This is a genomic window from Streptomyces cavernae (assembly GCF_004023625.1).
In the GTDB taxonomy this organism is placed as follows: Bacteria; Actinomycetota; Actinomycetes; order Streptomycetales; family Streptomycetaceae; genus Streptomyces; species Streptomyces cavernae.
This window is the reverse complement of the sequence record NZ_RPDJ01000052.1, coordinates 23,939-50,411: the sequence shown is the minus strand read 5'-3', so window position 1 is coordinate 50,411 and position 26,473 is coordinate 23,939. Positions and strand designations below refer to the sequence as shown.

At 68.9% G+C, this 26,473-nt stretch carries 26 protein-coding genes and 4 pseudogenes; 9 read left to right on the top strand and 21 right to left on the bottom strand.

Going from position 1 to position 26,473, the window contains the following annotated elements; all coding sequences use genetic code 11:
- Positions 1 to 661, top strand: a 661-nt coding sequence (locus tag EF387_RS41540; RefSeq protein ID WP_128381784.1) for an IS256 family transposase, incomplete at its 5' end; no start/stop codon positions are given.
- Positions 662 to 1,378: 717 nt separating this feature from the next.
- On the opposite strand, the gene EF387_RS49815 is transcribed toward EF387_RS41540, so the two are convergent.
- The 3 genes from EF387_RS49815 to EF387_RS41530 form a co-directional block, all read right to left on the bottom strand.
- On the bottom strand, positions 1,379 to 1,681 hold the full coding sequence (locus EF387_RS49815; RefSeq protein WP_338058156.1) for an RICIN domain-containing protein: 303 nt from the start codon (positions 1,679 to 1,681) through the stop codon (positions 1,379 to 1,381).
- Positions 1,651 to 1,812: an RICIN domain-containing protein gene (locus EF387_RS49810; RefSeq protein ID WP_338058155.1), complete on the bottom strand. Its 162-nt coding sequence runs from the start codon at positions 1,810 to 1,812 to the stop codon at positions 1,651 to 1,653. The genes EF387_RS49815 and EF387_RS49810 overlap by 31 nt, the downstream gene beginning before the upstream one ends.
- A 277-nt stretch (positions 1,813 to 2,089) precedes the next feature.
- On the bottom strand, positions 2,090 to 3,358 hold the full coding sequence (locus tag EF387_RS41530; protein WP_238431996.1) for a heparan-alpha-glucosaminide N-acetyltransferase domain-containing protein: 1,269 nt from the start codon (positions 3,356 to 3,358) through the stop codon (positions 2,090 to 2,092).
- A gap of 214 nt (positions 3,359 to 3,572) precedes the next feature.
- Here EF387_RS41530 and EF387_RS41525 point away from each other — a divergent pair, with 214 nt between their 5' ends.
- The 4 genes and pseudogenes from EF387_RS41525 to EF387_RS41505 all read left to right on the top strand — a co-directional run bounded on the left by EF387_RS41525 (position 3,573) and on the right by EF387_RS41505 (position 6,259).
- A complete protein-coding gene (locus EF387_RS41525) occupies positions 3,573 to 3,785 on the top strand; it encodes a hypothetical protein (protein ID WP_128381783.1) in 213 nt (70 codons plus the stop codon).
- Between the two features lie 119 nt (positions 3,786 to 3,904).
- A pseudogene (locus tag EF387_RS41520) lies at positions 3,905 to 4,368 on the top strand (ATP-binding cassette domain-containing protein); the annotation flags it as partial.
- 113 nt (positions 4,369 to 4,481) lie between these two features.
- Positions 4,482 to 5,009 carry a hypothetical protein gene (locus tag EF387_RS41515; RefSeq protein WP_128381782.1) on the top strand — a complete coding sequence of 176 codons (528 nt, stop codon included), beginning with the start codon at positions 4,482 to 4,484 and terminating at the stop codon, positions 5,007 to 5,009.
- Positions 5,010 to 5,751: 742 nt separating this feature from the next.
- Positions 5,752 to 6,259, top strand: a pseudogene (locus EF387_RS41505) (DUF6624 domain-containing protein).
- 112 nt (positions 6,260 to 6,371) lie between these two features.
- Here the strand turns inward: EF387_RS41505 and EF387_RS41500 are convergent.
- The 7 genes from EF387_RS41500 to aztB form a co-directional block, all read right to left on the bottom strand.
- Positions 6,372 to 7,481 carry a sensor histidine kinase gene (locus EF387_RS41500; RefSeq protein WP_128381780.1) on the bottom strand — a complete coding sequence of 370 codons (1,110 nt, stop codon included), beginning with the start codon at positions 7,479 to 7,481 and terminating at the stop codon, positions 6,372 to 6,374.
- Positions 7,478 to 8,137 (bottom strand): response regulator, encoded by a 660-nt coding sequence (locus EF387_RS41495; RefSeq protein WP_128381796.1) that lies wholly within the window; start codon positions 8,135 to 8,137, stop codon positions 7,478 to 7,480. Before EF387_RS41495 ends, EF387_RS41500 begins: the two co-directional genes overlap by 4 nt.
- Before the next feature lie 794 nt (positions 8,138 to 8,931).
- The gene (locus EF387_RS46900; RefSeq protein WP_155589822.1) at positions 8,932 to 9,108 is read right to left on the bottom strand and encodes a hypothetical protein; all 177 of its coding nucleotides are present in this window, start codon (positions 9,106 to 9,108) and stop codon (positions 8,932 to 8,934) included.
- A gap of 57 nt (positions 9,109 to 9,165) precedes the next feature.
- Positions 9,166 to 10,365, bottom strand: coding sequence for a zinc metallochaperone AztD (gene aztD / locus EF387_RS41490; protein WP_128381779.1), 1,200 nt, complete (start codon positions 10,363 to 10,365; stop codon positions 9,166 to 9,168).
- A gap of 93 nt (positions 10,366 to 10,458) precedes the next feature.
- Complete coding sequence (gene aztC / locus EF387_RS41485; protein WP_128381778.1) at positions 10,459 to 11,418, bottom strand: zinc ABC transporter substrate-binding protein AztC; 960 nt, start codon at positions 11,416 to 11,418, stop codon at positions 10,459 to 10,461.
- Positions 11,415 to 12,623 carry a hypothetical protein gene (locus EF387_RS41480; RefSeq protein ID WP_128381777.1) on the bottom strand — a complete coding sequence of 403 codons (1,209 nt, stop codon included), beginning with the start codon at positions 12,621 to 12,623 and terminating at the stop codon, positions 11,415 to 11,417. The genes aztC and EF387_RS41480 overlap by 4 nt, the downstream gene beginning before the upstream one ends.
- 41 nt (positions 12,624 to 12,664) lie before the next feature.
- Positions 12,665 to 13,522, bottom strand: a complete 858-nt coding sequence (gene aztB, locus EF387_RS41475; protein ID WP_128381776.1) for a zinc ABC transporter permease AztB — start codon at positions 13,520 to 13,522, stop codon at positions 12,665 to 12,667.
- 14 nt (positions 13,523 to 13,536) lie between these two features.
- On the opposite strand from aztB, the gene aztA reads away from it, so the two are divergent.
- Positions 13,537 to 14,280: a zinc ABC transporter ATP-binding protein AztA gene (aztA, locus tag EF387_RS41470; RefSeq protein ID WP_128381775.1), complete on the top strand. Its 744-nt coding sequence runs from the start codon at positions 13,537 to 13,539 to the stop codon at positions 14,278 to 14,280.
- A gap of 83 nt (positions 14,281 to 14,363) precedes the next feature.
- Here the strand turns inward: aztA and EF387_RS48930 are convergent.
- From EF387_RS48930 to EF387_RS41425, 9 genes and pseudogenes are all read right to left on the bottom strand, one after another.
- Positions 14,364 to 14,535 (bottom strand): annotated as a pseudogene (locus tag EF387_RS48930) (helix-turn-helix domain-containing protein); the annotation flags it as partial.
- A 141-nt stretch (positions 14,536 to 14,676) separates the two neighbouring features.
- A complete protein-coding gene (locus tag EF387_RS41460; RefSeq protein ID WP_238431995.1) occupies positions 14,677 to 15,168 on the bottom strand; it encodes a DUF6086 family protein in 492 nt (163 codons plus the stop codon).
- Between the two features lie 14 nt (positions 15,169 to 15,182).
- Positions 15,183 to 15,994 (bottom strand): IS5 family transposase gene (locus EF387_RS41455; RefSeq protein ID WP_420802693.1). Its coding sequence is split into 2 segments (ribosomal slippage): positions 15,183 to 15,640 and positions 15,640 to 15,994, totalling 813 coding nucleotides; the frame shifts between segments, so codons are not numbered across the junction.
- Between the two features lie 60 nt (positions 15,995 to 16,054).
- Positions 16,055 to 16,450, bottom strand: coding sequence for a nuclear transport factor 2 family protein (locus EF387_RS41450; protein ID WP_238431994.1), 396 nt, complete (start codon positions 16,448 to 16,450; stop codon positions 16,055 to 16,057).
- Between the two features lie 119 nt (positions 16,451 to 16,569).
- The gene (locus EF387_RS41445; RefSeq protein ID WP_128381773.1) at positions 16,570 to 17,412 is read right to left on the bottom strand and encodes a helix-turn-helix domain-containing protein; all 843 of its coding nucleotides are present in this window, start codon (positions 17,410 to 17,412) and stop codon (positions 16,570 to 16,572) included.
- A gap of 449 nt (positions 17,413 to 17,861) precedes the next feature.
- A complete protein-coding gene (locus EF387_RS41440; protein ID WP_128381772.1) occupies positions 17,862 to 19,205 on the bottom strand; it encodes an ABC transporter permease in 1,344 nt (447 codons plus the stop codon).
- On the bottom strand, positions 19,202 to 19,927 hold the full coding sequence (locus EF387_RS41435) for an ABC transporter ATP-binding protein (protein WP_238431993.1): 726 nt from the start codon (positions 19,925 to 19,927) through the stop codon (positions 19,202 to 19,204). Before EF387_RS41435 ends, EF387_RS41440 begins: the two co-directional genes overlap by 4 nt.
- Positions 19,924 to 21,345, bottom strand: coding sequence for a peptidoglycan-binding protein (locus EF387_RS41430; protein ID WP_238431992.1), 1,422 nt, complete (start codon positions 21,343 to 21,345; stop codon positions 19,924 to 19,926). Before EF387_RS41430 ends, EF387_RS41435 begins: the two co-directional genes overlap by 4 nt.
- Positions 21,342 to 22,283, bottom strand: a complete 942-nt coding sequence (locus tag EF387_RS41425; RefSeq protein WP_128381771.1) for a hypothetical protein — start codon at positions 22,281 to 22,283, stop codon at positions 21,342 to 21,344. The genes EF387_RS41430 and EF387_RS41425 overlap by 4 nt, the downstream gene beginning before the upstream one ends.
- A gap of 387 nt (positions 22,284 to 22,670) precedes the next feature.
- Here EF387_RS41425 and EF387_RS41420 point away from each other — a divergent pair, with 387 nt between their 5' ends.
- From EF387_RS41420 to EF387_RS41410, 3 genes are all read left to right on the top strand, one after another.
- The gene (locus EF387_RS41420) at positions 22,671 to 23,180 is read left to right on the top strand and encodes a SigE family RNA polymerase sigma factor (protein ID WP_128381791.1); all 510 of its coding nucleotides are present in this window, start codon (positions 22,671 to 22,673) and stop codon (positions 23,178 to 23,180) included.
- Positions 23,181 to 23,383: 203 nt separating this feature from the next.
- The gene (locus tag EF387_RS41415; protein ID WP_128381790.1) at positions 23,384 to 23,902 is read left to right on the top strand and encodes a SigE family RNA polymerase sigma factor; all 519 of its coding nucleotides are present in this window, start codon (positions 23,384 to 23,386) and stop codon (positions 23,900 to 23,902) included.
- Positions 23,886 to 24,611, top strand: a complete 726-nt coding sequence (locus tag EF387_RS41410) for a hypothetical protein (protein WP_155589821.1) — start codon at positions 23,886 to 23,888, stop codon at positions 24,609 to 24,611. Before EF387_RS41415 ends, EF387_RS41410 begins: the two co-directional genes overlap by 17 nt.
- On the opposite strand, the pseudogene EF387_RS50280 reads toward EF387_RS41410, so the two are convergent.
- Positions 24,508 to 25,155 (bottom strand): annotated as a pseudogene (locus tag EF387_RS50280) (winged helix-turn-helix domain-containing protein); the annotation flags it as partial. The gene EF387_RS41410 and the pseudogene EF387_RS50280 sit on opposite strands and share 104 nt — an antisense overlap.
- A gap of 286 nt (positions 25,156 to 25,441) precedes the next feature.
- Positions 25,442 to 26,392: a LysR family transcriptional regulator gene (locus EF387_RS41400; RefSeq protein ID WP_128381769.1), complete on the bottom strand. Its 951-nt coding sequence runs from the start codon at positions 26,390 to 26,392 to the stop codon at positions 25,442 to 25,444.
- Positions 26,393 to 26,473 lie beyond the last annotated feature (81 nt).

Below are 26,473 nucleotides of genomic sequence, written 5' to 3'. Positions count from 1 at the left end.
CGGCCACCGCGAGATCCTCGGACTGGACGTCGCCACCGCCGAGGACGGCGCCGGCTGGCTGGCGTTTCTGCGCTCGCTGATCGCCCGCGGCCTGTCCGGTGTCCAGCTGGTCGTCTCCGACGCCCACGCCGGCCTGGTCGACGCCATCGGCGCCGTGCTGCCCGGCGCGTCCTGGCAGCGCTGTCGCACGCACTACGCCCGCAACCTGCTGAGCCAGGTTCCGAAATCGGCCCAGCCCTGGGTGGCCACGCTGCTGCGGACCGTTTTCGAACAACCCGACACCGACGCGGTGAAGGCCCAGATGACCCACGTCCTGGACGCACTGGAGGCCAAGTTCCCCAAAGCCGCGGCCCACTTGGACGCCGCTCAGCACGATCTGCTGGCCTTCACTGCCTTCCCGCGTGAGATCTGGCGGCAGATCTGGTCGAACAATCCGCAGGAGCGGCTGAACAAGGAGATCAGACGCCGCACCGACGTGGTCGGCATCTTCCCCGACCGCACCGCCGTGATCCGGCTCGTCGGCGCGGTCCTGGCCGAGCAGAACGACGAGTGGACCGAGGCCCGTCGCTACATGGGCCGTGAGCTACTCACCAAAGCCCGTCTACACCCGATCGAGTCAGAAACCGACGAGACCGTCCTGCCCACCGAACTCACCGCATAGCCTTCAAAACGAGATCACCGAGTGGCCGTCGATACACCACTCCAGCGGACGTGACCAAGCTCGGCAGACGCGTGACAGCATCCGGAACGGCCACCTTGGGCGCATGGCCCAGACAGAGATCTCGCACAACACGTCACCTCCACAAGACGCGGGTGGAGGACGTCAGCCCGGAGGAGATGGAACGCCGTATGGGCGACCCGAAGTAGGCGGAGGCGATGGCTTACGTCCAGGGTGCCGACTTCTTCCCGGAGGCTTCCGGTTCCGGGGGATGACGCACCTCCGTGCGGGTGGCGCCCAGGCCCCGAGCCCCGTACCTGAGCCGCTATGCCGCCCACCGGTGGTCGGCACCACTGCATCCGAGAGGAGCAGGGGCTGCCCAAGAGGCGTCGTGTGACGAACGAGAACCGGGGCACCCTGCTGGGCGCGCCGTATGGGGAGACCGGCGACGAGTTGGTGGCAGACCGGTGGACGGGCAGACCGCCACGCGGTGCGGTCCGTGCCACCGCAGCGAGCCGGGGCCGTGGTCGCCCGTCTGGCGCCGTCCCGGAACTGCGCCACCTGCGCTTCGTCCAGCGGCCGGTGCCCGGGCCCGGACCGCCTGCGGTGATCCCCCACCCCCACCGAACGCGCGCCGGGCCGTGCGAGCGGACGCCCGCACGGCCCCGCATCGGCACCAGCGGCGGGCGTCGGTAGAGGCGACGACCGTCGTCGGGATCGTCAGACGGCGATGATCTGCCGATGCTGCCGCGTCAGTGACGGGTACGGCTGTTGCTCGATGTTGACTCCGTCGGCGGTGCTGCCCTCGTCGACGGCGAGGCAGAGCCCGCTGTAGCGGTTGTTGAGGAAGTAGTAGCCGTCACCCGTGGGCGTGAAGGGCCAGTGCTGCTGGCGGCGTTGGCGTCCCCCCAGATGGCCACGTTGCCGCCGTCGGCGCGGGAGAGACCCGCGGCCTCCAGGAGCTTGCCGCTGCCCAGACCCTTGATCTCGTATTAGCCGTCGCCGGTCTTGGAGAAGGTCCACTTCTCGTTCGCCTTGTTGAGACAGGGCCGCTGCAGGACGTTGGTGCGGTTCGCCGTGCCCCCGCGCTCCACGTCGGCGGACTTGCCGCTGTGCCGCACGAAGCCGACGTTCCGGGCGGGCCATTCGGCCACCTTGAGGGTCTGGTTGCCGGCCCATGTGCCGGAGGCGACCTGGGTGAAAGTTCGTGCCGTCGGTGCTGGTGGAGATGCGAAGGCGTCTTGGAGGTGGCGCAGCCGCTCGGCAGTGAGATCGAGGGCTCCATGTCGGTGCGGCGCTTTTCAGGGCGCGCAGTGCCGTCCTGTCAAGGGCCGACAGGGGCTCGAAGTCGGAGTCTGGGAAGGGATGAGGAACTGCTCGGGCATCTCGGTGCCGGGGTGGAGCGAGGGGGCGTCCCACCCCGGCCGGGTCTCATCGGATGTGCTTCGCCGGCTTGGTGGCGGCGTTGAGAAGGTATTCCAGGGGGCCTCGGCGGAAGAAGCGGGACCAGATCGCGGCGAACACGGTCGCCCCGAGGACGAACATGATCAGCGGCACCCATGATTGCTGGGTGCCGGTCCCGGCGGGCACGGACAGCGCGGACTGGGCGAGGAAGTGGCCGACGTAGGCGGTCAGGGACATGGTGCCCACGGCGATGACCGGCTTCGCCAGGCGGCGCAGTCGCGGCAGGCGGTCCATCGCCACCGTCGCGCCCACGATCACGAGGATCGCGACTCCGACGCTGCCGATGATGTCGAACGTGGTCCCGCTGTGCGGCCCGGCCTTCAGCAGGAACGACGCGGACATCTCGGGGAACGACCCCCCGTCCGGGGGCATCGAACCGCTGGCGGGGGGCATCGAACCGGAGCCGCCGGACGACGACCCGTCTTCCGCCGTGCTCCTCAACGCGCCCGATCCGGCGAGCAGCAGAGACATGCTGTAGGCGGCCGCGGTGAGGGAGGCGCCGAGCGCGGCGAGGCGCTTCTGAACGGTGCCGGAGGACAGGTCGAGGCGGCCCAGCGCCATGCCGGCGATCACGAACGACATCCACGTGAGCGCCGGGTAGAAGCCGGTGAGCAGCAGATCGAGCGCTCCCACCTCACTGAGGCGGCGGAGCGGGTCGTAGGCGTTGATGCTCTCCTGGACCGACGAAGTCAGCAGCGAGGTCAGAACGTACGCCAACTGCGGTGTGACGAGGGCGAACGCGGCCGCGATGATCGCGAGCGTCCCGGCACGCAGTCGCACCAGGGGCAGGGCGAGGAGGAAGTAGACCCCGTAGAAGCCGAGGATGATCACTCCCCCGTACTCCATCGCCAGCACGGTGCCCAGCGCCAGCAGGACCGCGGCGCGGATCGCGATGCGGGCCTTCGCCTGCCGGCCCGCCAGGCCGGTCTTGGGCTCGCGGCGGCCGGCGAGCAGCATCAGCGAGAACCCGGCGAGGGTGGCGAACAGGACCGATGAGTGGCCATCCGCTATGTAGCGGATCCAGCTCGCCACGCCGGTCGTGGCGGACAGCGGGGGGCCGATGTGCACGACGTACATGCCGAACACCGCCAGCGCACGGGCCAGATCCACCCCGACGAGGCGTCCCATCGAGGGACCGGCCGAGGCCGGCACGGCGGACTCGGGGGACGTTCGGGGCGGCGGAGGTGAGTTCTCCGGGAGCGCTGACGTCTCCTGCGGCGGCTGCGTCTGTGTCATACGGCAAACCTCGCGCGGAGCTCAGGGGGCGGGCCATCCGGCAGGCTTCGGTAACGGCCCCGCCGATCGGCGGGTGCCGCCCTGCCGACCGGCGGAACCTCGTCCCCGACCCGGTCCGGTGCGACAGGGCGGTGGTCTTGTCCAGCCACTCGGCGGGGGTGGACCCGACGGTTGCCGGATGGGCGCGGGGCGGCCGGGCTTCCAGGGTGGAGGCATGACACACCGTGCGGGGCACAAGGAGCCCGACACCTCCCTCGCCTCACCAGCCGACGAACCGGGGCGTGACGTGGTCCCTCGCAGGGGCGACTTCCTGGAGTTTTTCGGCCTGGTGCTGGCTGCGGGCGCCCTCGTCCTGGTCGTCGTCCGTCCTGAGGTCTGCGAAGCGTTGGTGCGCGCCCTCTCCTCGAGCACCGGACTCGTCCGCTGAGCCGGCACACGATCACGCCCGGTCCGCCCGGCACCCTAGTTGCGGTGCCGGACGGACCGCAGAAGAAAGCAATGTTGTGAACACCGCATCCGGCCCGACGACGGATGAGACGTCCCACCGCGCCCGTCTTGGCCGGCCCCCTGCGGGAGAAGCTCGTCTTCGCGGCGCCCGGCGCGAGCGACGACGACATCCACGACGTCCTGGCCCGCACGAAGCTCGACACCCTCGTCGACCGACTGCCCCACGGCCTCGACACCCGGTCGGACACCGCGGTTCGAAACTGTCGGGCGGCGAACGGCAGCGCATCGCCATCGCCCGAGCCCTGCTGCGCAAGCCCCGACTGCTGCTCCTCGACGAGGCGTCCTCACAGCTCGACGCCGTCAACGGGCTCGCGCTGCGGGACGTCATCACGGAGGTGGCCCACGAAACCACCGTGCTGGTGGTGGCCCACCGCCTGTCCACGGTGACCGGCGCCGACCGCATCGTCGTCATGGACGCCGGCCGGGTCCGAGCCCTCGGCACCCACGAGGAACTGGTGACCGAGGACCCGCTGTACGCACAACTGGCGGCCACCAGCTCCTGACCCTCGCCCGATGACCCACCACACGCCAGGTCGTCCGGTCGGCCGAGCCCCACCCCGACCGGACAACCACCCACACCCACACCCACGCAGACCAAGACCGCGAAAGGCCCCCCATGTACACCGAGTCCGCCATCGGTCACAGACGTGCAGTATGGAGCTGGCTGGCGCAGCCGACCGCGCTGTTCGGCGGCGTGTACGGGCTGCTGGTGTCGAGTTCGGCCGTCGCCGCGCTCACCCAGTTCGGCGAGACGACTCGAGCGGCACGCATGGACGACGCCCTGTGGGTCCTGTTCACCGCCCTCGCCTCGGCCCTGGCCCATGGTTACGCCCACCAGATTGCCCACCGCGACGCGCACGGACGTCCCGGCGTGCGGGGTGTGGTGCGTGCCGTCCTCGCCGAATGGCCGCTGGTGGTGGCGGCGCTGCCCACCGCACTGCTGCTGTGGGGGGCGGGCCTTGGCTGGTGGCGCTCGGCAGGCATCGAGTACGTCGCCTTCGGCATCAACACCGTCCTGCTGCTGGGCTGGGGCGTGCTGGCTTCCCGGGCCGCGGGCAGCACATGGGGACGAGCTCTCAGGATCGGCTGTGCCGACGCGATCCTTGGAGTGGCCGTCGCCTTGGTCAGCACGCTGCTGAAGTGACGCGGCGACTTGTCACGTGTAGCTCTCGTCGTCCACCGTGGGCGAGGCGGAAACCAGAGCTGTCAGCCTGGTGCCGGGACGTTGACTGTCCGGCCGCAGCACCAGAGACGGTCAGGGCGGGGAGCGGGACGAGCGTGCATGCTCGGCGGAGCGCAGGTCAGGGCGCCAGCGCCCGTTTGCCGGCCGCGGACCATGGCCTCGTGAGCCGACTTCGTCTTCCCACCGCCGCCCTCGCGATCGGGCAGTCGAGGAGAAAGTCATGCTGCTGCAGGAAGAGAACGCCCAGCAACAGCAACCGGTGCATTCACATGCCACGGTCGATCAGGCTCTGCGCGTCCTGATTGCAGTGCACCGGTTGCCGCCCGAGGAAGGGTGGGAGGTGCTGCCGCGGTCTCCCAGCACCTCAACATCAAGCTCCACCTCAGCGCGGACGAGGTCATCGGATGGGCCCTTGGTCGAGCGCGCGACAGGGCGATCTTGGAGAGGCTGGATGCGGAGGTGGAAAAGCACAAGTGCGCTGGCCGTCTGGGCGGCGGGCACCCTCGCACCCGCCCGAACCATCTCGGCGGTGACTCTCGCGCCGTGGCCACGAGGTTCCTCAAGCGCGCCTACGTCTTCCAGGGCACCATGACCGTCGCAGCGATCCGCCTCTGGCTTCCGGGGTAGATCCATTCGTGCGGGGATACACCTTTAGGCTTGCCGGCAACGGACACAACACACTGATCTCATTTGGGAGTTGAGGGTGGCGCACGACGTTGCCGCGCTGGCCGTGGAGCTAACGGACATGGCCGCGGCGGATCACCGGTCCGACGTCCGCGCGAACAGCGACGACACCTGCCGAGCAGCTGGCCTGGCGGCGGCTTACCGCACAGCACGGTGACCGGCTCGGCGAGATCATGGACGAGTATGGCTGGCCGACGGAGGAACTGGTCGGCGAGGAGGCCGCGCGCGCAGCGTGGCTGGTCGCCCAGCACGCTGACCGGCAGCTCGAAATTCAACGACGCGCCCTGAAGCTGATGCGGCAGGCGGTGTCGGCAGGCTCGGCCAGCCCACGCGAGCTGGCCTTCTTGCGCGACCGCACGCTGGACAATGAGGGCCGCAAGCAGATCTACGGCACTCGGATCGCCGGCGTGAAGGACGGGGCACCGGTTCCCTGGCCCTGCGAAGAGCCCGAGCGCATGGACGAACTCCGTGCAGAAGTCGGCATCGAGCCCTTCGACGAGTACGTCGCCGAGTTCGCAGTGGCCTGACGCCTCCGCGCCTTCCGCTTCCGCTTCCGCTTCCGCTTCCGCTTCCGGCGCACCCTGCCCAGGGTTCACCTGCCGTAGGTAATGATCCGCCGGACAGGCCCTGAGTAACAGCTCAGTCCGCGCTGAGCGGGATCCGCAGCCGCACCCGGTAGCCGCCCTCCGTGGTCGGGCCCGCATCCAGGGTGCCGTGCAGGATGTCGGCACGTTCCCGCAGCCCGACGAGGCCTTGCTGGGAGCCGGGGAGGGACAGGGAAGAACGCGTGGATGGGGTGTTGGTGACGGTCACTCCGATGCCCTCGCCGTCCTGCCACAATTCGACGCTGGCCGTGGCGCCAGGTGCGTGTTTGCGGACGTTGGTCAGCGCTTCCTGAACCGTACGGTAGAGGGCACGTTGGGTGGGTGTGCTCACAGTGGGCGGCAGTTCCCCCGTCAGCTGTACGTGAGTGCCGCTCGATTCAACAAGTTTACGCACGTCGGCAAGCGTGGGCTGAGGCGTCAGCTCGGTGGCGTCGCCGCCGGAGGCCCGCAGCAGGGTGACCATGGTGCGCAGTTCGTCGAGCGTGGTGACGCTCAGCGAACGGATCGTGCGAGCGGCCTCCTTGGCGTCCACGTCCCGGGCGGCGACCTGCAACGCCCCGGCCCGTACGGCGATCAGGCTGACCTGATGGGAGACCACGTCGTGCATCTCCCGGGCCAGTTGGGCGCGTTCGCGAGCGAGGACGGCCTGGGCGTGCAGGGTCCGCTCGTGTTCCCTTGCCTCCTCGATCTCGGCCAACCGCCGCGCCAGGTCCCGCTGTGCCTGGAGTAGCTGGCCGAAGAGGACCGGTGCCGCGGCCGTAGCCAGGCCGTACGCGAAGAAGACCAATGTCATGGTCCGGTCGACCTCGGCCAGGGGCCACGGAGTGCTGCTCGCGACGGCGGCCAGGGCGACGCACACGGCGAGGAGACGGCGGTTGCGGGAGCGTTCGGCCAGGGTGAACAGCGCCGCGAGCACAGCGACGGCGACATCCTGCATCAGCGCGACGGGCAGGGTGAGCAGGAACACGACGAGCGGGAACCGGCGCCGGAAGGCCAGCGCGGTGCACCCGACAGCCGCCAGCGCGAGCTCCAGTCGCGTGGGCTCCCAGTTGTTCAGCCGCACGTCCACGGCCGCCGCGGCCACCAGGGCGAGGTCGATGACCGGCGCGGGAACCCGCTGCCACAGGGCGCGTGCACGGCTCATCCGCCGACCTCCGACCGCAGGCGCTCGTCGAGTAGCCCGGCCCGCTGCGCCAGCAGCGCCGCCTGCACCCGGCTCGCCACGCGAAGCTTCGTCAGGATGGCGCTGACGTGGTCCTTCACCGTGCCCGCCCCCAGGTGGATACGCGCCCCGATGTCGGCGTTCGACAGCCCCTCCGCCACCAGGACGAGGACGTCGCGCTCCCGCGCGGTGAGCAGCCGGACCCGCGCGGCCTCCTCGTCGACGGCCCTCCCGGTGCCGGGGTGGCTGTGCAGCAGCGTCCGCGACGCCTTGGGGGACAGCACCACACCGCCCGCGGCCAGGGTGCGCACCAGGTGGGCGAGCTGCTCGGGCTCGGTGTCCTTGAGGAGGAACCCGGCCGCGCCGGAGTGCAGGGCGGTGAGGATGTACTCGTCGGCGTCGAACGTCGTCAGCATCGCCACCACCGGCGGGTCCGGCATCGTGCGCAGTTCCCGGAGCACGGTGAGCCCGTCGACGTCCGGCATCCGGATGTCCAGCAGCACCACGTCGGGCCGCTCCCGGCGGACCGTCTCGACCGCCTCGCCGCCACTCGCGGTCGCGACGACCTCGATGTCCTCGGACGCGCCCAGAATCAGCTGGAAGCCCGAGCGGACCAGAGCCTCGTCGTCGACCACCATTACCCGGATCACGCGCTCCCCCTACCCTTCGTTCATACCGTCCGGCCCATGCCGACTCGACCCTAAAGCCCCGATCGGTCCCGGCGGCCCGCTGAGCTGCAGCTCCAGCCACACGGCGGGGTAGCACCCACCACTCGGCAGGGCCACGGCAGCCATCTGCCGGATGGGCCGTGATCGGCTCGGCCTCCAGTCTGAGGGCCATGACCCATCACCCGGACTCCGCGCTACTCCCCCAGTGCTCCGGCCATAACCACGATCAACGGGCCCGGCCACTGCACGCCGGAGCCATCCCGCCCGCCTGCTGGGAGGGCGGATCCCTGAGGGGCAACGGCCTCACGGCGCCCTCGTGTGCGGAGAGCTGGAAGCCGAGAGGGGCGTCGTCACAGCCCCGCTGATTCAGCAATCACTCGCGAAAGGGAGGAAACTCCATGAGAGAGTGTTGAGTTCTACCCTTGATCACGCTTGTCGCCACCACGCTCGGGGTGACAGCGGCAGGTGTGGCCCCTGTCCTCGTCGCCTCCGACACGCCTTTGCGGGTGATGCCGTTGAAGGGCCGCCCGAGACCTGCCCGCCGGACTCGGACGAGGCCTGCGGCGGTGGAGGTGAGTGCTCCTGCGCAGCCGATTCCTCCTGCGGCGGCTTTATCTGTGTCATACGCAGGATCCTTCGATGCCGTCAGGAAGCGGACCATCCGACAGGCTTCGGCGACCCCCGCCGACCGGCCGGGACTGCCCCGCCGACCGGCGGAACCGCGCCGCGCCGACAGGCCGGCGGGCCCGGCCGGCACACTTCCTCTATTTGATGACGGCGTTGGCCACGACGACCGCCAGCCCGAGCAACGCGTCCACCATGCCGATCTGCAAGGCGGAGTCCCACGTGCGACCGGCGGCGCGGGCCGCGAACAGGCCCATTTTGCCGTGGCCGCGCATGAGGAGAGGACCCCCACCGTCGAGACCGTGGCTCTCTGCCACCCGGGGCCGTCGTAGGCCGTCGGCCCCGGGTCGGAGCGGCTTCGCCGAGTCGGAGGATCAGTGGCCGTTGACGGTGCCGGACAGTTCGTTCGTGCTCTTGGGCAGGGTCACAGAGGTGACCTTCTTGCCCGATTCGATGTCGATGGCGTGCAGTTGGCGCTTGCCCGGCTCGGAGACGTACGCGGTGTTGTCGCGGACGAAGAGGGTGGGCCGGGGCTGCTGCCAGTCCAGGGGCTCCTGCCACTCGCCGACGACGGGGATCTTCTTGTCGACCTTGCCCGTTTCCGGGTCGATGACGTGGAGGGCACCGTTGGTGCCGAGGACGAGGGCCTCGCCGTGGGGTCCGCGGCCGAGTGAGCGGAAGGAGTAGCTGGTGCCCAGGTCGACCAGGCGTAGTTTCGCGGTCTCGGTGTTGATGAGGGAGATGTGGGTGGGCCGCTCCAGTTCGGCCTCCGGGTCGGTCTTGTAGTCGCCCAGGAGGATGGGCGAGGTGTCGCTGCCGCGCTGGTTGCCGATGCGGCCGTAGTCGTCGGGGGCGTCGACCTTGGTGAACTTGCCGTCCTTGTAGATCAGGAGGCCGTCCTCGCAGCCGATGCCGATGGCCTCGTCCTTGGCGGCGGCCTCGCCGTGGACGCCGGGGCAGTTCTCGTTGCGCTTGATCTCCTTGTTGTTCTTGTCCAGGACGAGGGCGCCGGTGCGCTTCTCCTCGGTCCCGAGAGTGGTGAGGAGTTCACCGTTGGTCAGTTCGATGGCGACGCCGTGGTGCGGTTCGGCGGAGGTGTAGGTGCGGCCTTCCGGCTTCTTGCCGCCCTTGAGGTCGGCGGGGTCGAAGACGTTGACCTCGCCGGTGCCGTCGGTGAACAGGACCGTCTTGCCGGCGTGCTGGACGACGTGGCCGGGCTTGGCGCCCTCGTACTCGACGCTGGTGAGGGTCTGCTCGGCGGCGTTCAGGACGCGGAAGCCGGCGTCGGTGGAGACCATGACGTGGGAGTCGTCGCCGGCGGGGTTGAGGCGGTTGAAGCCCGGCAGTTCGATGGTGTTGGCCAGCTTCAGGCTTTCGCCGTCCAGGACGTACAGTCCGCCGTCGAAGGTGGCGACCACCGGGTCCTTGACCGCAACGGCCTTCGTGCTCGGCGCCGCCTTGGCCTGCGTGTCGGACGAGGGGGTGTCCTCTCCTCCGCAGGCGGTCAGGACCGCGGAAGCCGCCAGGGCGAGGGCCGTGCCCGTGAAGGCTCGGTTGCGTATCGGCTTGTTCACCGGTGTGTTCCTTTCTGTGCCGCGTGAGCGCGGCGTGGGGTGGTGAGTGTGGGATGGCCGTGGTCGGCCGGTGTGCAGGTCAGGGGCGCTGGTTCAGGCGCCGTTCAGGCCGTCGGTCATGGCGGTGGTGTTGGCACGCATCATCTGCAGGTAGGTGCCGGCGCCCTTGCCCTTCACTGTCAGGGACTCGGAGTAGAGCTCGACGACGCGCACCTGGCCGCCCAGTTCGGTACGCAGGACCTCGGCCAGGCGCGTGGGCTGGGAGGAGTCCGCGAACACGGTCTGGACGCCTGCCTTCCGCATCGCCTCGGAGAGCGAGCGCAGGTCTGAGGAGCTGGGAGAGGCCAGCGTCGTGCCGCTAGGGATCACCGCGCCGATCACCCGGAAGCCGAAGCGTTCGGCGAGGTATCCGAAGACGTGGTGGTTGGTCACCAACGCGCGCCGCTTCTCGGGTATGCGGTCGAAGGACTTCTCCATCGAGGCGGTCAGGTCGGCGAGTTGTGCGTCGTAGCGGTCGGCGTTGGCGTGGATCGTCTTCTCGTCAACGCCGTCCACGTGCTCGACGACCTGGTCGGCGATCAGGCCGGCGGCCTTGCGGACGCGGTCGGGATCGGTCCAGAAGTGCGGATCGGGCTGCCCGGCCTCCTCCTCGGGGCCGGCGTCGCCATGCGCCTGGAAGGTGAGCGGGTCGACCGCCTTGCCGGCCTCGAAGGTGGCCACCCCCGCCTCGCGAGCGGCGTCCACGTGCCGCAGCACGTTCTCCTCCAGACCCAGCCCGTTGAAGACCACCAGGTCCGCGCGCTCCAACTCGGCGGCCTGCAAGGCCGACAGGCCGAAGGAGTGCGGGTCGGCGTTCGGCTTCATCAGCACGGTGACGTCGGCCTCGTCGCCGACGATCTCCTGGGTGATGTCGCCCAGGATGTTGGTCGTCACGACCACCCGGGGCCGGTCGTCGCTGCTCGTACAACCGGTGCCCGCGCCGGCAAGGGCGAGGGCCAGCGGGACCAGCGGGAGGGTGCCCAGTCGCCGCGCCCCTCGCGTCCGTGTGGTCATCGTCCGGTCTCCACCATCAGGGCCGGCTCGATGTCCAGGGCGAAGGTGCGCGCGATGCGCAGGTTGTCGTTGTAGTCGATCTCGTACACACATTTGCCTTTGGGGTCGTTGAGGTAGGCGCGGCTGCGGTCCACTTCGATGACCGGTCCCGCCTGGCTGCCTTCGCGGCCGGCGTCGGGGGCGCCCGTCAGAAGCCGCTTCGTTCTGGAGACCTGCTTGCCGGTGGCGATGTCGTAGCCGTGGAGTGCTCCGTCGGTTTCAAGGACGATCAGGATGGAGCCTTCGCCGGCGGTGTTGGCGGAGACGACAGGGCCGGTCCTGACCCGTGTCCACGTGCGCTCGCTGACGTCCAGGACCCACACGGCCCGCTTCCCGGCCGGTGCCGTGAGCGTGTCGCTGCCGGGCCGGTGCCGGAAGGCCGTGGCCCGTTCCGCTTCGGATACGTCGCTGCCGTACGGGATTTTCTCGGCGGTGAAGGTGCCGTCGTCCTCACGGACGAGCAGGGCGCCGTCGGCGCAGCCGAGGACGACGCCGCGCCGGGTGACGGCGTCGCCCCGCGCCTCCTCGCAGGCGTCCGGCGACGCAGCTCGCTCGCCCTCGCGGTCGTACACCGCGACCTTCCCGTCGTCCGTGACGCCGAGCAGGTGCTCCGCGTACGGCACGACAGCTCCCGCGTGCGTCCCGGGAAGCATGCGGGCGGTGCCGACCTTGCCCTTCGCCAGACCGGCCCGGCGGTAGATCCTGGCGCGGCCGTCCTCGTCGGTCACCGCTGTCACGGCGGCATCGCTGCGGACGCGGCTGCCCGGCCCTCCGGGCACCCGGCCCACGTCACGTATCGCCGCGCTGTAGTAGTGGACGTGGTCGCCGTGGTCCACCATCCAGGCGCCGCCGTCCAGGACACGTGTGCCGCCCGCGGTGTGGAAGTAGCCGAAGCGGCCATCGGTGGTGAGTCCGGTGGTGCCCGTCGTCCGAGACACCTCGTGCGTCTTGCCGGTGATCAGATCGAGTACCCGGGTGTCGCCGGTGGCCGGGTCGTTGAGCAGCAGCCGCGACTGCTGCTCGGCCTTTTCCTGGGCCCCCTCGATGTAACCGTGCGGAGCCGAGGCCGAGGCGGTGGTCCGCGGGGCGGACGCGGTGTCGTCGTGGCTCGCGCAACCCGTGGTGAGCAGGGAGATCGTCACGAGCGCGGCGGGCGCCCAGGGCATGACGTTACTTCGGACGGACAAAGGGATCGCCTCAGGTTCTTTCAGTCGGTCGCCGTGGCGTGAGCGCCGAGGGAGCGCGCACGGCTGCGGTGGCGGAGGCCGGATGCCAGGTGGGAGAGGAAGAACAGGCTCACCGCGAGGGCCGAGATGGTCGCGCCGGCCGCGGTGCTCAGGTGCCAGGACAGCAGCAGGCCGCCGAAGGTGGCGATGATGCCGAGGAGCGCCGCGAGGGCCATGACGCCCCGCACACTGCGCGCCCAGGGCAGCGCTGCGGCCGGCGGGGCGATGAGCAGGCCCAGCACCAGCAACGTGCCCACGATGTGGAAGGAGGCGACGATGGCCAGTGCCAGCAAGCCGAGCAGCACGGCGTGGGCCAGGCGGGGCCGCAGGCCGAGCGTCTGGGCCTTGCGTGAGTCGAAAGCCAGGGCGAGGAAGGCCCGGTGGCCGAGGAGCGAGACGGCCAGTGCCAGCAGCAGCGCCCCACACAGCAGCAGCAGGTCCTGCTCGCGGACGGCGAGGACGTCACCGAAGAGGAACCCGGTCAGGTCGACCGCGAAGGACTGCGACCGCGACACGATGATGACACCGAGCGACAGCATCCCCACGAACAGCAGCCCGATCCCGGTGTCCTGGGACAGCTTCGGGGCGCGGCCGAGAACCGTGACGCCGGCCGTCATGACGGCCGCGCTCAGCAGCGCCCCCACCAGCAGGTTGCCGCCGAACAGCGCGGCGAGCGCGATTCCCGGCAGCAGCCCGTGCGACATGGCGTCACCGAGGAAGGCCATCCCCCTGAGCACCACCCAGGTGCCGGCCAGGGCACAGATCGCCGACACCAGCATCCCGCCCCACAGGGCCCTCTGCACGAAGGTCACCTCGAAGGGACCCGTCAACCACTCCATGTAAACGCACTATAATGAAAACCATGTTCAAAACACAGGGGCCCCCTCCCGCCGTCGCCGAGATCCGGACGCCCCGCGTCCGCTTCGCGGAGCTCTCCGCCGGATATCCGGGCCGCCGCGTTCTGCATCAACTCGACGCGGAGATACCGGCGTTGGCGATCACGGCACTCGTCGGCCCGAACGGAAGCGGGAAATCCACCCTGCTCGGGGTCATGGCCGGAGTGATCAAACCCACATCAGGCCGGCTCCACCACGCCGGCGACCGGCCGCCGGCGTTCGTCCCGCAGCGCAGCTCCGTCGCCGACGCACTGCCGCTCACGGTCAGGCAGACAGTGGAGATGGGACGCTGGAGCGACCGCGGGCCATGGCGCCGACTGACCCGGCAGGACCAAGCCACCGTGGACCAGGCCATGGAGAGGCTCGCCATCACCGACCTCGCCACCCGCCAACTCGGAGAACTCTCCGGCGGACAACGGCAACGCGCCCTGATCGCCCAAGGACTCGCCCAGGAATCGGACCTCCTCCTCCTGGACGAGCCGACCACGGGCCTGGACCCGGAAGCAAGGGACCGGATCGCCGCGCTGCTGACGGAGCTGGTCGCCGACGGAGTCACCGTCGTCCAAGCCACCCACGACCTGGAAGCCGCACGCTCGGCGGACGCGTGCCTCCTGCTCCGCGACGGTCAACTGGCGGGGCGGGGACACCCCGAGGACGTTCTCACCGCCGCAACGCTCGCCCGGATCTGGCAACCGGTGTGAGGCGCCGGCACCGGCGCCCTTCGAGCGCACTCGCCCAGTCCCGCATCGAATCAGTTCACCGAAGTGGTGGCTAGGGGTGGGCACTAGCGGGCCGCCTGGAACGTACGCCGGTACGCCTGGGATGAGATGCCGATCGCCGCGTGCAGGTGCTGGCGCAGGGAGGTGCTCCTGGGGAAGCCGAACCCGGTCGGCGATCTGGTCCACCGACAGGTCGCTCGGCTCCAGCAGGTCCCGGGCTCGGGCTACACGCTGCTGCGACGACCGCGGTGGCCGTGGCCAGGAGTTCAGGGCCACTGCACGGCGAGCTGGAGGTCATCGGCCGGTTGGGCTTTGGACACCGTTTCCCTTCGTGGACTGCGTCGGTGGGCACGCGATCGGCCGACCCGGTGGCTCCGGTCAACGAGGCATGTGCTGCCCGAGCTCCCGTGCCTTCTCGCACAGTCCCGCACCCCAGGCACGCCCTTCGACCGGAGCGGACATCCCTGTGGCTGCGGAAATCTGCGCACCTTCGAGTGCGCCATCCGGGGCGGATCCGAACTCTGCCCAGTCCACCCTGACCCCGGAGCGCTCCGCGAGAACCAGCACGGTGGCGGTGAACCCCTCGGAGAGCGCAAGCACTATGGCATGGCTCGTTCTTCGGTGCTGCGCCAGTAGGGCGTTGACGAAGATCTCGAAGATGGCCGGGTCGATCTGGCACTCGTCGTTCTCCATCGGACCGATGCCGGATGAGATCTCCAACTCCGCCTCGAAGACCGACACTTGGCGGCGGAACAGACGGGAAGCCCCGTTGGACGGGTTCCACACAGTCTCATCGCCTATATCGAAGTACTGGCTCAACACGGCACCTTTCGGCTGGTCATGACAGGCGAGCGTATCCAGCCGGATCACCGCTGTCGTCGCTGTTACGTCCTGGCCAGAGGCCGGTGACAGATGAGGGCTGCGGCTATTCCGACGAAGGCGAGAAAGTGCCCGGCCTTGCGTTCGTAGCGACGGTGAAGCCGACGGCAGCCGGCCAGCCAGGACACTGTCCGCTCGGCGACCCAACGGTGGCGGCCCAGCCGCTGCGAGGACTCGATGCCTTTGCGGGCGATGCGATGACGGATGCCCCGCTTGCGGAGCCATCGGCGCAGGTGGTCGTAGTCGTATCCCTTGTCGGCGTGGAGCTTGGCCGGTCGCCGGCGACGCGGGCCGCGCCGGGAGCGGATCGGCGGTATCCCGCGTACCAGTGGCTTCAGGCCAAGGCTGTCGCGCAGGTTGGCGCCGGAGATGCCCAACGACAGGGGCAGACCGTTCCGGTCCGTGATCAGGTGGATTTTCGATCCGCTCTTGCCGCGGTCGGTCGGATTCGGTCCGGTCGGGGGCCCCCTTTTGCGGCCCTGAGGCTGACGGAGTCGATCGCGCACCGCGACCAGTCCAGCTCGCCGCGGGCGCCGAGCTCGTCGAGGACGACTCTGTGGAGCCTGGCCCAGACCCGGTCCCGGCTCCACTGCGCGAAGCGCCGGTAGACCGTGGGCCAGGCCGGGCCGAACACCGGGGGCAACTGCCGCCAAGTACAACCCGAGGTCGCCACGAAGATGATCGCCGCCAGGCATTCGCGGTCACCCGCCCGCCGTCGGCCGCCGCCCTGCGGACCTATGACCTCCGTCGGCGGCACCACCCGCCGGAACAGCGTCCATAACTCATCCGGCACCAACCGCTCAATCAGACCCGTCATGCACCGCTCAACGAACGATCAAGCCAAAGGAAACGGCGACTAAGGCCCTCCGACGTGAGGCTACCCATCTGCTTCAGTGGCGCCCTCGACGTTGTCCAGGTAGAACCGCACCGACGCCAGCCGCCCGTCGCGGAGGCCATGGATGGCCGCACCACGAGCCAGGTACGGCACTCCAGACTGCGTATTCCCGCGAATCTCCCACTCGCTCCAGATCTGATCACCGTCCACAACGGACTGCAGGACAGTCCCCACGAGGTCCGGAACGTGCGCGAAGAGTCCACCCCAGTTCTTCCGGACGGTCGCGCGACCGACGAAATTCCGCTGGGGATGGAGGGGAATCTCCGAGACGAAGTCTTCAGTGAAGCAGTCGACAAATTCGTCCAAGTCGTGCGCGTTCATTGCCTTTTCCATGCGCTGCAGGATTTCCGTACTGCTCACCGAGTTCACCGTCTCCATCAATGGGGAATGGCACTGCAGGGGCCGGTTTGACTCCTGGCACGCGCCTTGGCGCCGACCGGCTCACCTTGTCGCTCAAGGATGGCAGCTCGTCTCCGGGGTTAGCCTGGGCCAAACTGTCACACCTTTGAAGTCGGCCCCAGCCCAGAACCGTTGACGAGCTCGCTGAGCCGGTCGGCGTCGCAGGAACCCGGCTGTGCAGTGAAGACCATGGCCCGCAGGTCGCTGTCACGAACCGTCAACAGGTCGCAGTCCAGAACAATGTCACCCGCGTCGGGATGACTGAGTACGGAACGGTCATCATGGTGGGTAGCGGCCCCCGCCCTACTCCACAAGGTGGAGAACGAAGGACTCGTGCTCCGCAGCTCATCGATCAGGGCGGCGAGGGCGTCGTCCGCGGGGTAGCGCAGTGACGCGGTCCGAAGCTCCGCCGCAAGCATCGCTTCGAATCTGGCTGCCTGTTCGGCAGACCTGCGGACGCGACCGGAATCCGGGTTGAATGCCCGCCACGCGATGTTCCGATCCCAGATGTGTGACGTCTGTTCCCCGCACTGCAGCGCCTCCCATGCACTGTTCCAGGCGACCACCGTCCACGTTGCATCGCAGATGCACACCGCCGTGCCCTCAAGACGCTCAAGCAGCCGTTGCGCGCCCGGACCTAGGTCACGAGGGACCGGTCCGTCAGCAGGGGCGTGCCCCGCCAGCGCACAGAAATGCTCGTACTCCGCCCGGTCCACGCGTAACGCGCGGGCGAGGGAGTTCACGACACTGGCCGACGGGTGGCTCCAGCCCTGCTCGAGCCGCCTGATGTAGTCCGCCGAGATGCCGGCCAGGTCGGCAAGCTCCTCTCTGCGCAGTCCGCGAGTGCGACGTCGGCCCCCTGTGGTGAGCGCAATCGCGGCAGGGTCGGTGCTTTTACGCCGCTCCCGAAGTGCGGCGCCGAAGAGATTGGGCTGCCTCATGGACCAAGTGTGGCTCACGAACGCTGCATCACAGTACGGGCGTTCGGCGCGTTCGGCTCGAAGCCCTGACCTCGCAGTGCCCAGCGCGGGGCATCTGTGATCCACTCACCGATCGCAGCCAGGGAGCGGGCGTCGCCAACACACTCGCTGCTGCCGCGGACAGCAGACGATCCCTCTTGACATACGCTCGGATCAGGCGGGAGCCCGTACACCACTTCCTAGGACGCAACCTCGTCTGCCTGCGTGTCTTCCTCGGAGGCTGTTCAGCGGGTATGACATCACGGACCCGAGTTGTCGGCCACGACGACCTCGAGCGACTGTCCGACGACGCACCATCGACTGCCCGCCCGGGAGACGACCACTGCGGCCTGCCCATGGCCCGCCAGGCCCTGCAGCGCCTGAGCCGTGGGCTCTTGGGACTTCAGGCACCGCGGGCCTCACACCGGCGCTCAGGACGGGGCTCGCAACGCCTCGACGGGTTCCATTCGGGAAGCCCGCAGCGACGGGTACACCCCCGCGAGCAGCCCGACCAGTGCGCCGGCGACCGGTGCGCCGAGGGCAAGGCGGCCGTCCAGTACGGGAGTCCAGTCCTTGAGCGCCGACACGGACACCACGACAACCATGCCCAGGGCGGCGCCGATGACGCCGCCCAGCAGGCCGATTGTGGTCGACTCCATGAGGAACTGTCCGGCGATCTGCCGACGCGAGGCGCCCAGGGCACGCCGCAGCCCGATCTCGCCGACCCGTTCCATCACGGTCACCAGCGTGACATTGGCGATACCGATGGCACCCACGATCAGCGAGACCAGCCCCAGCACCAGGAACAGGCCGTTGACATCTCCCTGAACACCTTTGCGGGCCTTCGACAGATCGGGCGGCGCGAGCACGGTGAGCGCCTTCGCGTTGTTGGGCGAGAGAGCTGTGGGCGACTGCCTGGCGACCTGCTGCGCGGCACCGAGTGAGGTGTTGATCAGGACACGGTTCACCAGATCCAGGCCGAGGCGGTCCTTCGCTGTTGTGGGAGGCAGGATCACCGAGGTGGAAAGGCGCTGTTCACGCTCGAATCGGCCGAGGATCCCGATCACGGTGAAAGAGTGTCCGTCGAAGAAGACCGCGGGCGCGTCCTCCACCCCTTTGATGCCGAGGAGGTGAGCGGCCTGGTCTCCGAGTACCGCCACCCGGTCGTGCCTGTCGATGTCTCCGGTGTCGTAGAACCGGCCCGCGGTGACGTCACCGCGCACCGCCGCGGGCAGGGAGGACGAGGCAGCGACGACGGCCAGCGTCTGGCCGGACACGCCACCGGGTGTGACCACATCGTTGGCGCGTACCTGCACAGCAGCCGTCTTGTCGGATTCCGCGAGCGCGGCGGACGACTCCACACCGGCCAGCCGGTCCACGGCGTCGATGCCCTGCCAGTCCACCAGGGGGAGGGCGTCGGACGATGGGGGTGGAGGCGGCACCACCACGGAGACCGAGGTGGCGGTGAGGGCGTCGAACCGGCCCACGATCTGGTTGGCGGCCGTCGACGCCACCCCGATCGTGATGACCAGCGTGCCGATGCCCAGCACCGTGCCCAGAGTGGTGAGCGCGGATCGGACCGGGCGGGCCAGTACGCCCGACAGCGCCTCGGCCCACAGGTCTCTGGGAGAGATCCAGGGACGCTCGACTCCCTTGTCGTGCCCCTCAGCGGAGCGGAGCCATGGACGCCGACTGCGCTGTGGCCTGATCAGCTGCTCCTGGCGGGATGCGGCCGGTCCCAGGTCCGGAGCAGCGGTACGGTGACGGGACTTCATGCGACCTCCTGGCTGAGCCGCCCGTCACGGATGCGGACGCGTCGGCTCGCACGCCTGCTGACCGCATCGTCATGGGTGATCACGGCCAGCGTCAGGCCCTGGGCGCAGAGCTGGTCGAAGAGCTCCAGGACCGAGAGGGTGTTCTCGCTGTCGAGGTTGCCGGTGGGTTCGTCGCACAGCAGAAGAGCCGGTTCGCTCATCAGAGCCCGGGCGATGGCCACGCGCTGGCGTTCACCGCCGGACAGGCGATCGGGCTTGAAGCCGTGCCGGTGTGACAGCCCCACCCGGTCCAGGGCTGCTCTGGCCCGTTCGCCACGGTTCCGCCGCCGCCTGCCTGGACGGGGTTTGCGGTAGAGCTCCGCCAGCATGACGTTCTCTTCCACAGTCCGGTAGGGAAGCAGGTGGAAGGACTGGAAGACGAAGCCGATGCGGCTTCCGCGCAGCGCGGTGCGCTGACGGTCGGCCAGGGCGCCGGTCTTCACTCCGTCGAGCCAGTAGTCGCCCGAGCTCGGCCTGTCCAGCAGCCCCAATATGTTCAGCAGGGTGGACTTCCCGGAACCGGACGGTCCGACAATCGACAGGTGCTCCCCTCGCCGGATCGTCATGTTCACATCCCGCAGTGCGTGCACGGGCGGTTCCGAGTCGAAGGTGCGATTGACCCCGGTCAGCTTGATGACGTGGCCTTCGTGCGGCGTGTCACCGTGTGGGAGTGATTCGGTCACAGCCCGACCACCACAAGGTCGCCCTCCTTGAGCGCGCTGCCCGTTGACTTCACAGCGACGAGCCCGTCGGCGGAGATCCCGAGGTCGACATCGACACTCACCACCTGCTTGCCCCGCTGGACACGCACGCGCGCCTGACCGCCCGCCGAGGTCTGGATCGCGGCGACAGGCACGGCCAGGACCTTGCCGTCCGAGTCGCCCACCTTTATGGTCACCGTCGCCGCGCCGTCCGCCCCAGCGCCTGCCAGCGGTCCGGGTTCCGGAATGGAGACTCTCAGTGGCACAGGCGCGGATGCCCCACCACTGGAACCTGTGGCTGCCTCGGCCTCCCCACCGGTCCCGTCATTCTCCGCGGGACCTTCCGGACCTGCGCCTGAACCACCGATCTCGCCGAGGACACCCTTGGCTTCCTTGCCGTCCGGTGTGGTGACCTGCACCGGCATCCCCTTCCTCAGCGAACCGGCGTCCGTGCCGGGCACCACCGCCTCCACCACGACGTCGGCGCTCGTCACGGTGGCGACTTCCCCGTCCGGAGCGTCGCCCGCGCGCACCTTGGTCTTGTCGACCCGGACCGGAAGCTTCGGAAGGAAGATCACCTCTCCCGCCGGGACCTTGGTTCCGTAGCCGGACTTGAAGGCGCTCAGAGCGGAGTTCGCCAACTCAAGCTGTTTTTCCGCCGACTTGATCTGCAAAGCCCGCGCTTCAGCCGATTCCGGTACGGACCCGCCGTCGCCCTGCTCGTTCTGTGTTCCCTCGCCGGAGCTTTGAGCGGTGAGCAGCGCGAGCTGTGCGTCGGACACCGCGGACTCGAGTTGTCCCAGCTGCTGCCGGTCGGCGGTGCTGGGTTCCTGCGCCGTGTACCCCTTGCTGCGGTACCAGCGGCTGACCGCGGACGCGGTGCCCTGTCCGTAAGTCCCTGTGACGCCGCCGGTCGTGAAGCCCAGCCTGTTCAGGGCGTTCTGCAGCTGTCTGACGTCGTCCCCCGACGAACCGGGGCCGATGGTCCGGTACATCGGTACCGATCCGCGCAGCACCATCACCGGCCTGCCGCTCACCTGCATGAGGACACTGCCCTCCTTCAGTTCGCTTCCGCGGATTGGTGCCTTGGTGACCCGCTGGACCGCGGCATTGCCCTCGCCGCCCTCCTCAGAAACGCCGACGGCGCCGGCCAGGGTGAGACTCCTCGGAGAGCCGTACTCCAGGCTTCCCTGGGCCACCACAGTGGCGGTCAGCGCCCGCTGCTCCACGGGGACGGTCACCGGACCCGCCTTGGGCGGCTGGTGCGCGGCCGCGGCGTCTGCGGGCGACTCCATCCGGGTGCCGGCGAACCAGCCGCCCGCCCCGACCAGAGCGACCACGCCGACGATCACGCCCAGTCGCGTCGTACGACTGCTCTGGCGCTTCTTGTCTCGCTTCACCCGTTGTTCCCTACGAAGGGGTTCTTCTTGTACTTGGGCCAGTACGCGGCCCTGAAGTTCTTGCCGCACTCAAGGTCCTTGAGTGCAAGGTCGATCTCACGGGTGAGCTTCGGCATCGCCTCTTCCTTGCTCAGCGGCTTGGCGTCCGGCGGAATCTGGGCGCTCACCTGGAACTTCACCGTGTCGCCGATGCTGGTCGGCTGAGTGCTGCCGACCGTGATGCCGGCCTTGCGCAGGCACGAGGCGTATTCCTGGGCGAGGGAGACAAGTTGCTGGTCACCGTTGAGAGCCTGCCCAGCCTGCCTGTCGCGCTCTGCCCGCTTAGCGTCCTCCTTCCCCTGCTCCGCCGCCGACTTGGCTGGGCCATACACCTTCAGGTGGGCTTCCGCGCTGCAGCTGCCCTTGGGAGGACCCGCGTACTTGCCGTTGTCCTCGGCCGCCTCCGACGCTCCCAACGCCTCGTCGTACGCACCCTGCTGGGCACTGGGCAGAGAAGCGCGGTAAGGGGCGTTGGGGTCCTTGTTCTGGACGGGGCCGGGTGCAGCCGGATCATTGGGGTAGACGGCTCTCGAGTAGATACCGAATCCGTACTTCTGCCGGTACTTCTTCGCCAGTGCGTAATCCGCCCCGTCGATCGACGAGCTCGCCTCGTTCTGTGTGGAGCCGGGATTCGGCGTGTAGTTGAACCCGCGCTTTTTCATGCAGGCGGCTACGGCGTTCTCGGTGAGGTAGTGGTTTTTCGTGTCCGGGTCGGCGTCCTCGGGAATGGTCAGCGCGCCGGCCGGCGCGGCCGACGGACTGCCTCCGCTCTGGACGTCCCCGTCGTCGCTCACGGCGGAAGGGGATTTGTCGGAGTCGCTCTGGCTGCATGCCGGCAGGGACAGCATGCTCGCTGCCGCGAGCACCATCCAGATATTGCGGAACCGCAATGTGATCACTTGTCCTTCGATGGGGAGTCGTCGTGCGGTGGTTCGGCGCTGCCTGGGCCGGTTGACCGGTACTTCCGGTCACCCGTCGCGTGGTCGTCTGCCCTCGGTCGGGTGCCGCCCGAATCGCACAGGCAGTGACCGACTGCCGCTGCCCGCATCCGGGGGCCCGGAACGTTCTCGCGTCGGGCTTGTGTCGTCGACGCCGTAACGCCACCGCGCCATGGAAAAGGCACTGGCCGTGCTCGTTCCCTGCACGATCGCCATGTGATGCGCGCCACAGTTCGTGTGGTCCAGGCTGCCGTACTCCGTCCCCACCCGGTTACAAGGCTGGAGACACGCGGCGAGGGCCGCACACCCGACCGGCGACGCAGAGTGGAAGAGGCGCAGCGCATGCAGATGAGAAGTGCACCGGAACAGGCATTTGACGATTTCGTGACGGCCCGCCGGTCGGCGCTCCTGGGCTACGCGGGCTCACTGGCGGGCGGGGACCGCCACGCGGCCGAGGATCTGCTGCAGGAAGCACTCGTCAAGCTGTGGCTGGCATGGCCGCGAATCGGAGACGGAGCGCCGGAGGCTTACGCCCGGCGGATACTGATGCGTTCGGCCGCACGAGCGGCAAAGCGATGTTGGCAAGGCGAGCGGCCTACGGAGAGACTGCCGGAACTCGCGGCGACGGCTGACGCGGCCGGCTTGGTGGAGGACCGCGTTCGGCTGGAAGCTGCCCTGGTCCACTTACCGCTGCGGCAACGGACAGCTGTGGTGCTGCGGCACTACTGCGATCTGCCGGAAGGCCAGGTCGCCGAAAACCTGAACTGCGCCCAGGGGACTGTCTCGTCGCTCGTCTCGCGAGGCGTGGCGACATTGCGATCGCTGATCGTCCCCACCGTAGCGAGCGTGCAGGCGTGAGCGGTGAACTGACCGGCACCGCCACCATCCGCAGACCGGAACCGCTCGGCACAGGCGGAGCGGGACGAGTCGCAGTGTGGCTGGCACAAGCTGCCGAGGCATTTGCCCGCGCCGAGGCGATCGGCTCGTCTCTCCCTCCTGCCGACCGCGTCAACGCTCAAGCAAACAGACAGGCGAGTGATGGTGACAGGGCGTCAGTATCGGTGACGGATTCATCGTCGGACTTCGAGGAGTTCGTGACCGCACGCGGTCCACGGCTGCTTCGCGCGGCGTGGCTGCTGACGGGCGACGCCCACCTGGCGGAGGACTTGGTGCAAACGGTACTGGCCAAGATGTGGCCCAAATGGCCCCGGATCGCTGAGGAGAACCCGGAGGCGTACGCCCGCAAGGCCTTGGTCAACACTTTTTCGTCGTGGTGGCAGCGACGCTGGCGCGGCGAGGTTCCGCACGGGGAACTGCCCGAGTTCGCCACCTCGGACGTGTTCGCGGAGGTCGATCTGCAGCACTCGCTCGCTGCTGCGGTTCGTGCGTTGCCGACCCGGCAGCGCGCAGTGGTCGTCCTGCGCTACTTCGAGGACCTGAGCATCGAGGAGACGGCCAAGATGCTCGGTTGCCGACCGGGCACGGTCAAGAGCCAGGCGACCAAGGCACTGCATGCGCTGCGCGGCGTGCCGGCCTTGAAGACGGAGGTGGAGGATGGTGAGCATGAGGCAAAACACTGACGGGAAGGACTCGCAGGAGGAGCAGCTGCGCGAACTCCTCGAACGCACAGTGCCGCTTCTGCAGGCACCGCCAGACCGTATGCGCCAGGTCCACCAGCGGGTGGTGGCGCGCAAACGGCGCCGTAAGGCGTTCGGGGCAACCGTGACAGGCGTGACGGCGATTGCCTTGCTCTACAGCTCCCTCAGCTCACAGCTGTTCAGCGTGCACACGTCTCCGCAAACTCAGGTTACCTCCCCCTCTTCCGCCGAGCGCCGGATCAACCTCTCGGACGGGATGCTCGGCCTCGACCTGCCCCACGGCTGGTACGTCCGTGACCAGGCGGACCAGCTGAGTGCGGCTGCTGTCTTCGTCACCAACCGGCCCTTGAGAGCGACGAAGCCCTGCCCGCCGACGACCACTGGTGACTATGACTGCGCACCTCTGCCCACTCTCGCAGAAGGCGAGGCGCTGATCTCCTTCCGGCAGACGGAACGCCCAGTGGCCCTGGACTCGGGGACGAAAGTCGAGCCCAGTCCGTACTCCAGCCCAAGCGAGGGCTGCCGGTCGCTGGGAGGGAGGCAGGAGCTGGTCCGACAGGGCTGGACAGCGCATTCTGACGAGGCATCATTCCCTGTCGAAGTCCATGTCTGCCACAAAAGCGCCTCGGCCGCGACACTCGCCGAAGTCGCAGGGATACTCGACGCCGCGACCTTTGATCCGAAACGGTAGGTGTTCCGGCTCGTTGAAACTGTCGCCTCCGCCTCCGCCTGCGGCCGGAGACCTTGAACCGCGGGGTGATGCCGCGTCGGTTCCAGGTGCGGCCCTTGGGCGGACAACCGGTCACGCCCACTTCGTCCTCGAAGCAGAGGAATGCGCCGGTCACCGCCCGGAGGGTTTTACCTCCTGCCAGGTCGCCCCCCGCCATGCGGTGATCGCGTCCTCGCCACGTTCGGCGGCGAGCCGGCCGAGTCTGCACGCTGTAGCCCATGCGGTGCAGCAGCCGGGTGACGATTCGAAGACGCTGAAGGAGCGGCGCAACTTCCGCCCGACCAGCGTGCACACCCATGCCGCGGTCCACACCTGGCCGGCCCTCCTGGCCGACCCTTCCTCCAGGCAGGCGGCGAGCTTGGCCTGCAGGTCGGGGCCGAGCCGACCGTAACTCCCTGACGATACACGGGACTTTTACTTCTTCCTCGAAGAGCTTGGCGGCCCGCATGCGTACCTCTTCGCGGCGCTTGCGCTGCTCGCCGGTCAGCCCGCCACCCGTCCGGATCCCGCACACTTCCGGACCACCAGCCAAGATGTGGCCTGTCACCAGGTCCAACGAAGACCCAGTAGTTCTTGTCACCGATCAGCGTCTGTCCGGGGCGGCTGTGGAGGAGGTCGCGTTCGGCGGTGAGGAGGGGTGTTCACGAGTGGGGCTGACGTGCAGTGGAGTGTCCCGTTTGGAGATCGTTTCCCGTGCGCTGGAAGATCGTTACCCGTGCACCTGCTGCCGGTATGTCACGCTCCCCACTCGGCCCCCGAACCGGGCGCTCCGGCCCGTGTCCGGTGTTCGGTCAGCCGTCGTGGGAGCGCTGCCGACCGACGGGGGATCCGTGTGCTCTGCGGAAGGAGGGCTCGGACAGTGCCGCGTGGCGCAGGTGTTCCGCGAGCGCCGTGGTGGCCGTCGATGCGGCGTCGTCCTTGACGCCCCAGGCCAGCAGATGGCGGCGGCTGGCCCAGGGGTCCTGCAGTTCGCATACGTCGAGTGGCTGGTGGGGGTCGATGGCGCGACGCGGTACGACGGCGAGCCCGACGCCGGCGGCGGCGAGGGAGACGAGGATGCCGAGGTTGGCGACGGTGGTGCGGTAGCGCACCACCGGAGCGTGGGGTCCGAGGTGCTTCTCGATCCAGCGGCGTAGCGAGGAGGCGGCGTGGAGCCCGACGAGAGGGTGCTCGGCGACCTCGCTGTAGGTCAGTGCGGTCCGTCCGGCGAGAATCCCTTCCACCTGGGCGATCACGACGAGGGAGTCGTCGCCGAGGGGCTCCATGTGCAGGCCGCAGTCGTGGGCCTCGTCGTCGAGGACGACCCCCAGGTCCGCCTCGCCGTCGGCGAGCATCCGCACCGTTCGAGGGGTACGGCTCTCGGTCACTGTGACGTCGACGTCCGGGTGTGCGCGGAGGAACGAGACTAGGGCCTGCGGCACGAACCGGTGCATCGCGGAGCCGCCGCCCAGCAGGGTCAGCGAAGTGGTCGGGGACCGGGTGTAGCTCGTTACGGCGCTTTCGAGCCTCGCGGTCCGGTCGAGTACGTCGCGTGCGTGGCGAGCCAGGGTTGTCCCCGCCGGCGTGGGCCGCACGCCGCGCCGGCCGCGGATCAGCAGTGCCACGCCGGCGCTGTGCTCCAGTGAGCGCACTCTGGCGCTGGCCGATGGCAGGCTTAGGTGCATCCGATGAGCACCCGCCGTGATCGATCCCTCCGTCACGATGTGGAGAAAGAGCCGCAGGTCGTCCAGGTCGTAGCGCACTGCCCGAGCCTAAGGTCCAGCCGTAGGCTGGGTACACCGATTACGCATTGTGGACCTACTGGTCACGGGGCGATGCTCGGC

Coding starts and splice junctions, on each gene's coding strand:
- EF387_RS41530 (WP_238431996.1), bottom strand. CDS start 3,358: ATGACACAGACGCAGCCGCCGCAGGAGACGTCAGCGCTCCCGGAGAAC.
- EF387_RS41525 (WP_128381783.1), top strand. CDS start 3,573: ATGACACACCGTGCGGGGCACAAGGAGCCCGACACCTCCCTCGCCTCA.
- EF387_RS41515 (WP_128381782.1), top strand. CDS start 4,482: ATGTACACCGAGTCCGCCATCGGTCACAGACGTGCAGTATGGAGCTGG.
- EF387_RS41500 (WP_128381780.1), bottom strand. CDS start 7,481: ATGAGCCGTGCACGCGCCCTGTGGCAGCGGGTTCCCGCGCCGGTCATC.
- EF387_RS41495 (WP_128381796.1), bottom strand. CDS start 8,137: ATGGTGGTCGACGACGAGGCTCTGGTCCGCTCGGGCTTCCAGCTGATT.
- aztC (WP_128381778.1), bottom strand. CDS start 11,418: ATGACCACACGGACGCGAGGGGCGCGGCGACTGGGCACCCTCCCGCTG.
- EF387_RS41480 (WP_128381777.1), bottom strand. CDS start 12,623: ATGCCCTGGGCGCCCGCCGCGCTCGTGACGATCTCCCTGCTCACCACG.
- aztB (WP_128381776.1), bottom strand. CDS start 13,522: ATGGAGTGGTTGACGGGTCCCTTCGAGGTGACCTTCGTGCAGAGGGCC.
- aztA (WP_128381775.1), top strand. CDS start 13,537: ATGAAAACCATGTTCAAAACACAGGGGCCCCCTCCCGCCGTCGCCGAG.
- EF387_RS41450 (WP_238431994.1), bottom strand. CDS start 16,450: ATGGAGACGGTGAACTCGGTGAGCAGTACGGAAATCCTGCAGCGCATG.
- EF387_RS41445 (WP_128381773.1), bottom strand. CDS start 17,412: ATGAGGCAGCCCAATCTCTTCGGCGCCGCACTTCGGGAGCGGCGTAAA.
- EF387_RS41440 (WP_128381772.1), bottom strand. CDS start 19,205: ATGAAGTCCCGTCACCGTACCGCTGCTCCGGACCTGGGACCGGCCGCA.
- EF387_RS41420 (WP_128381791.1), top strand. CDS start 22,671: ATGAGAAGTGCACCGGAACAGGCATTTGACGATTTCGTGACGGCCCGC.
- EF387_RS41410 (WP_155589821.1), top strand. CDS start 23,886: ATGAGGCAAAACACTGACGGGAAGGACTCGCAGGAGGAGCAGCTGCGC.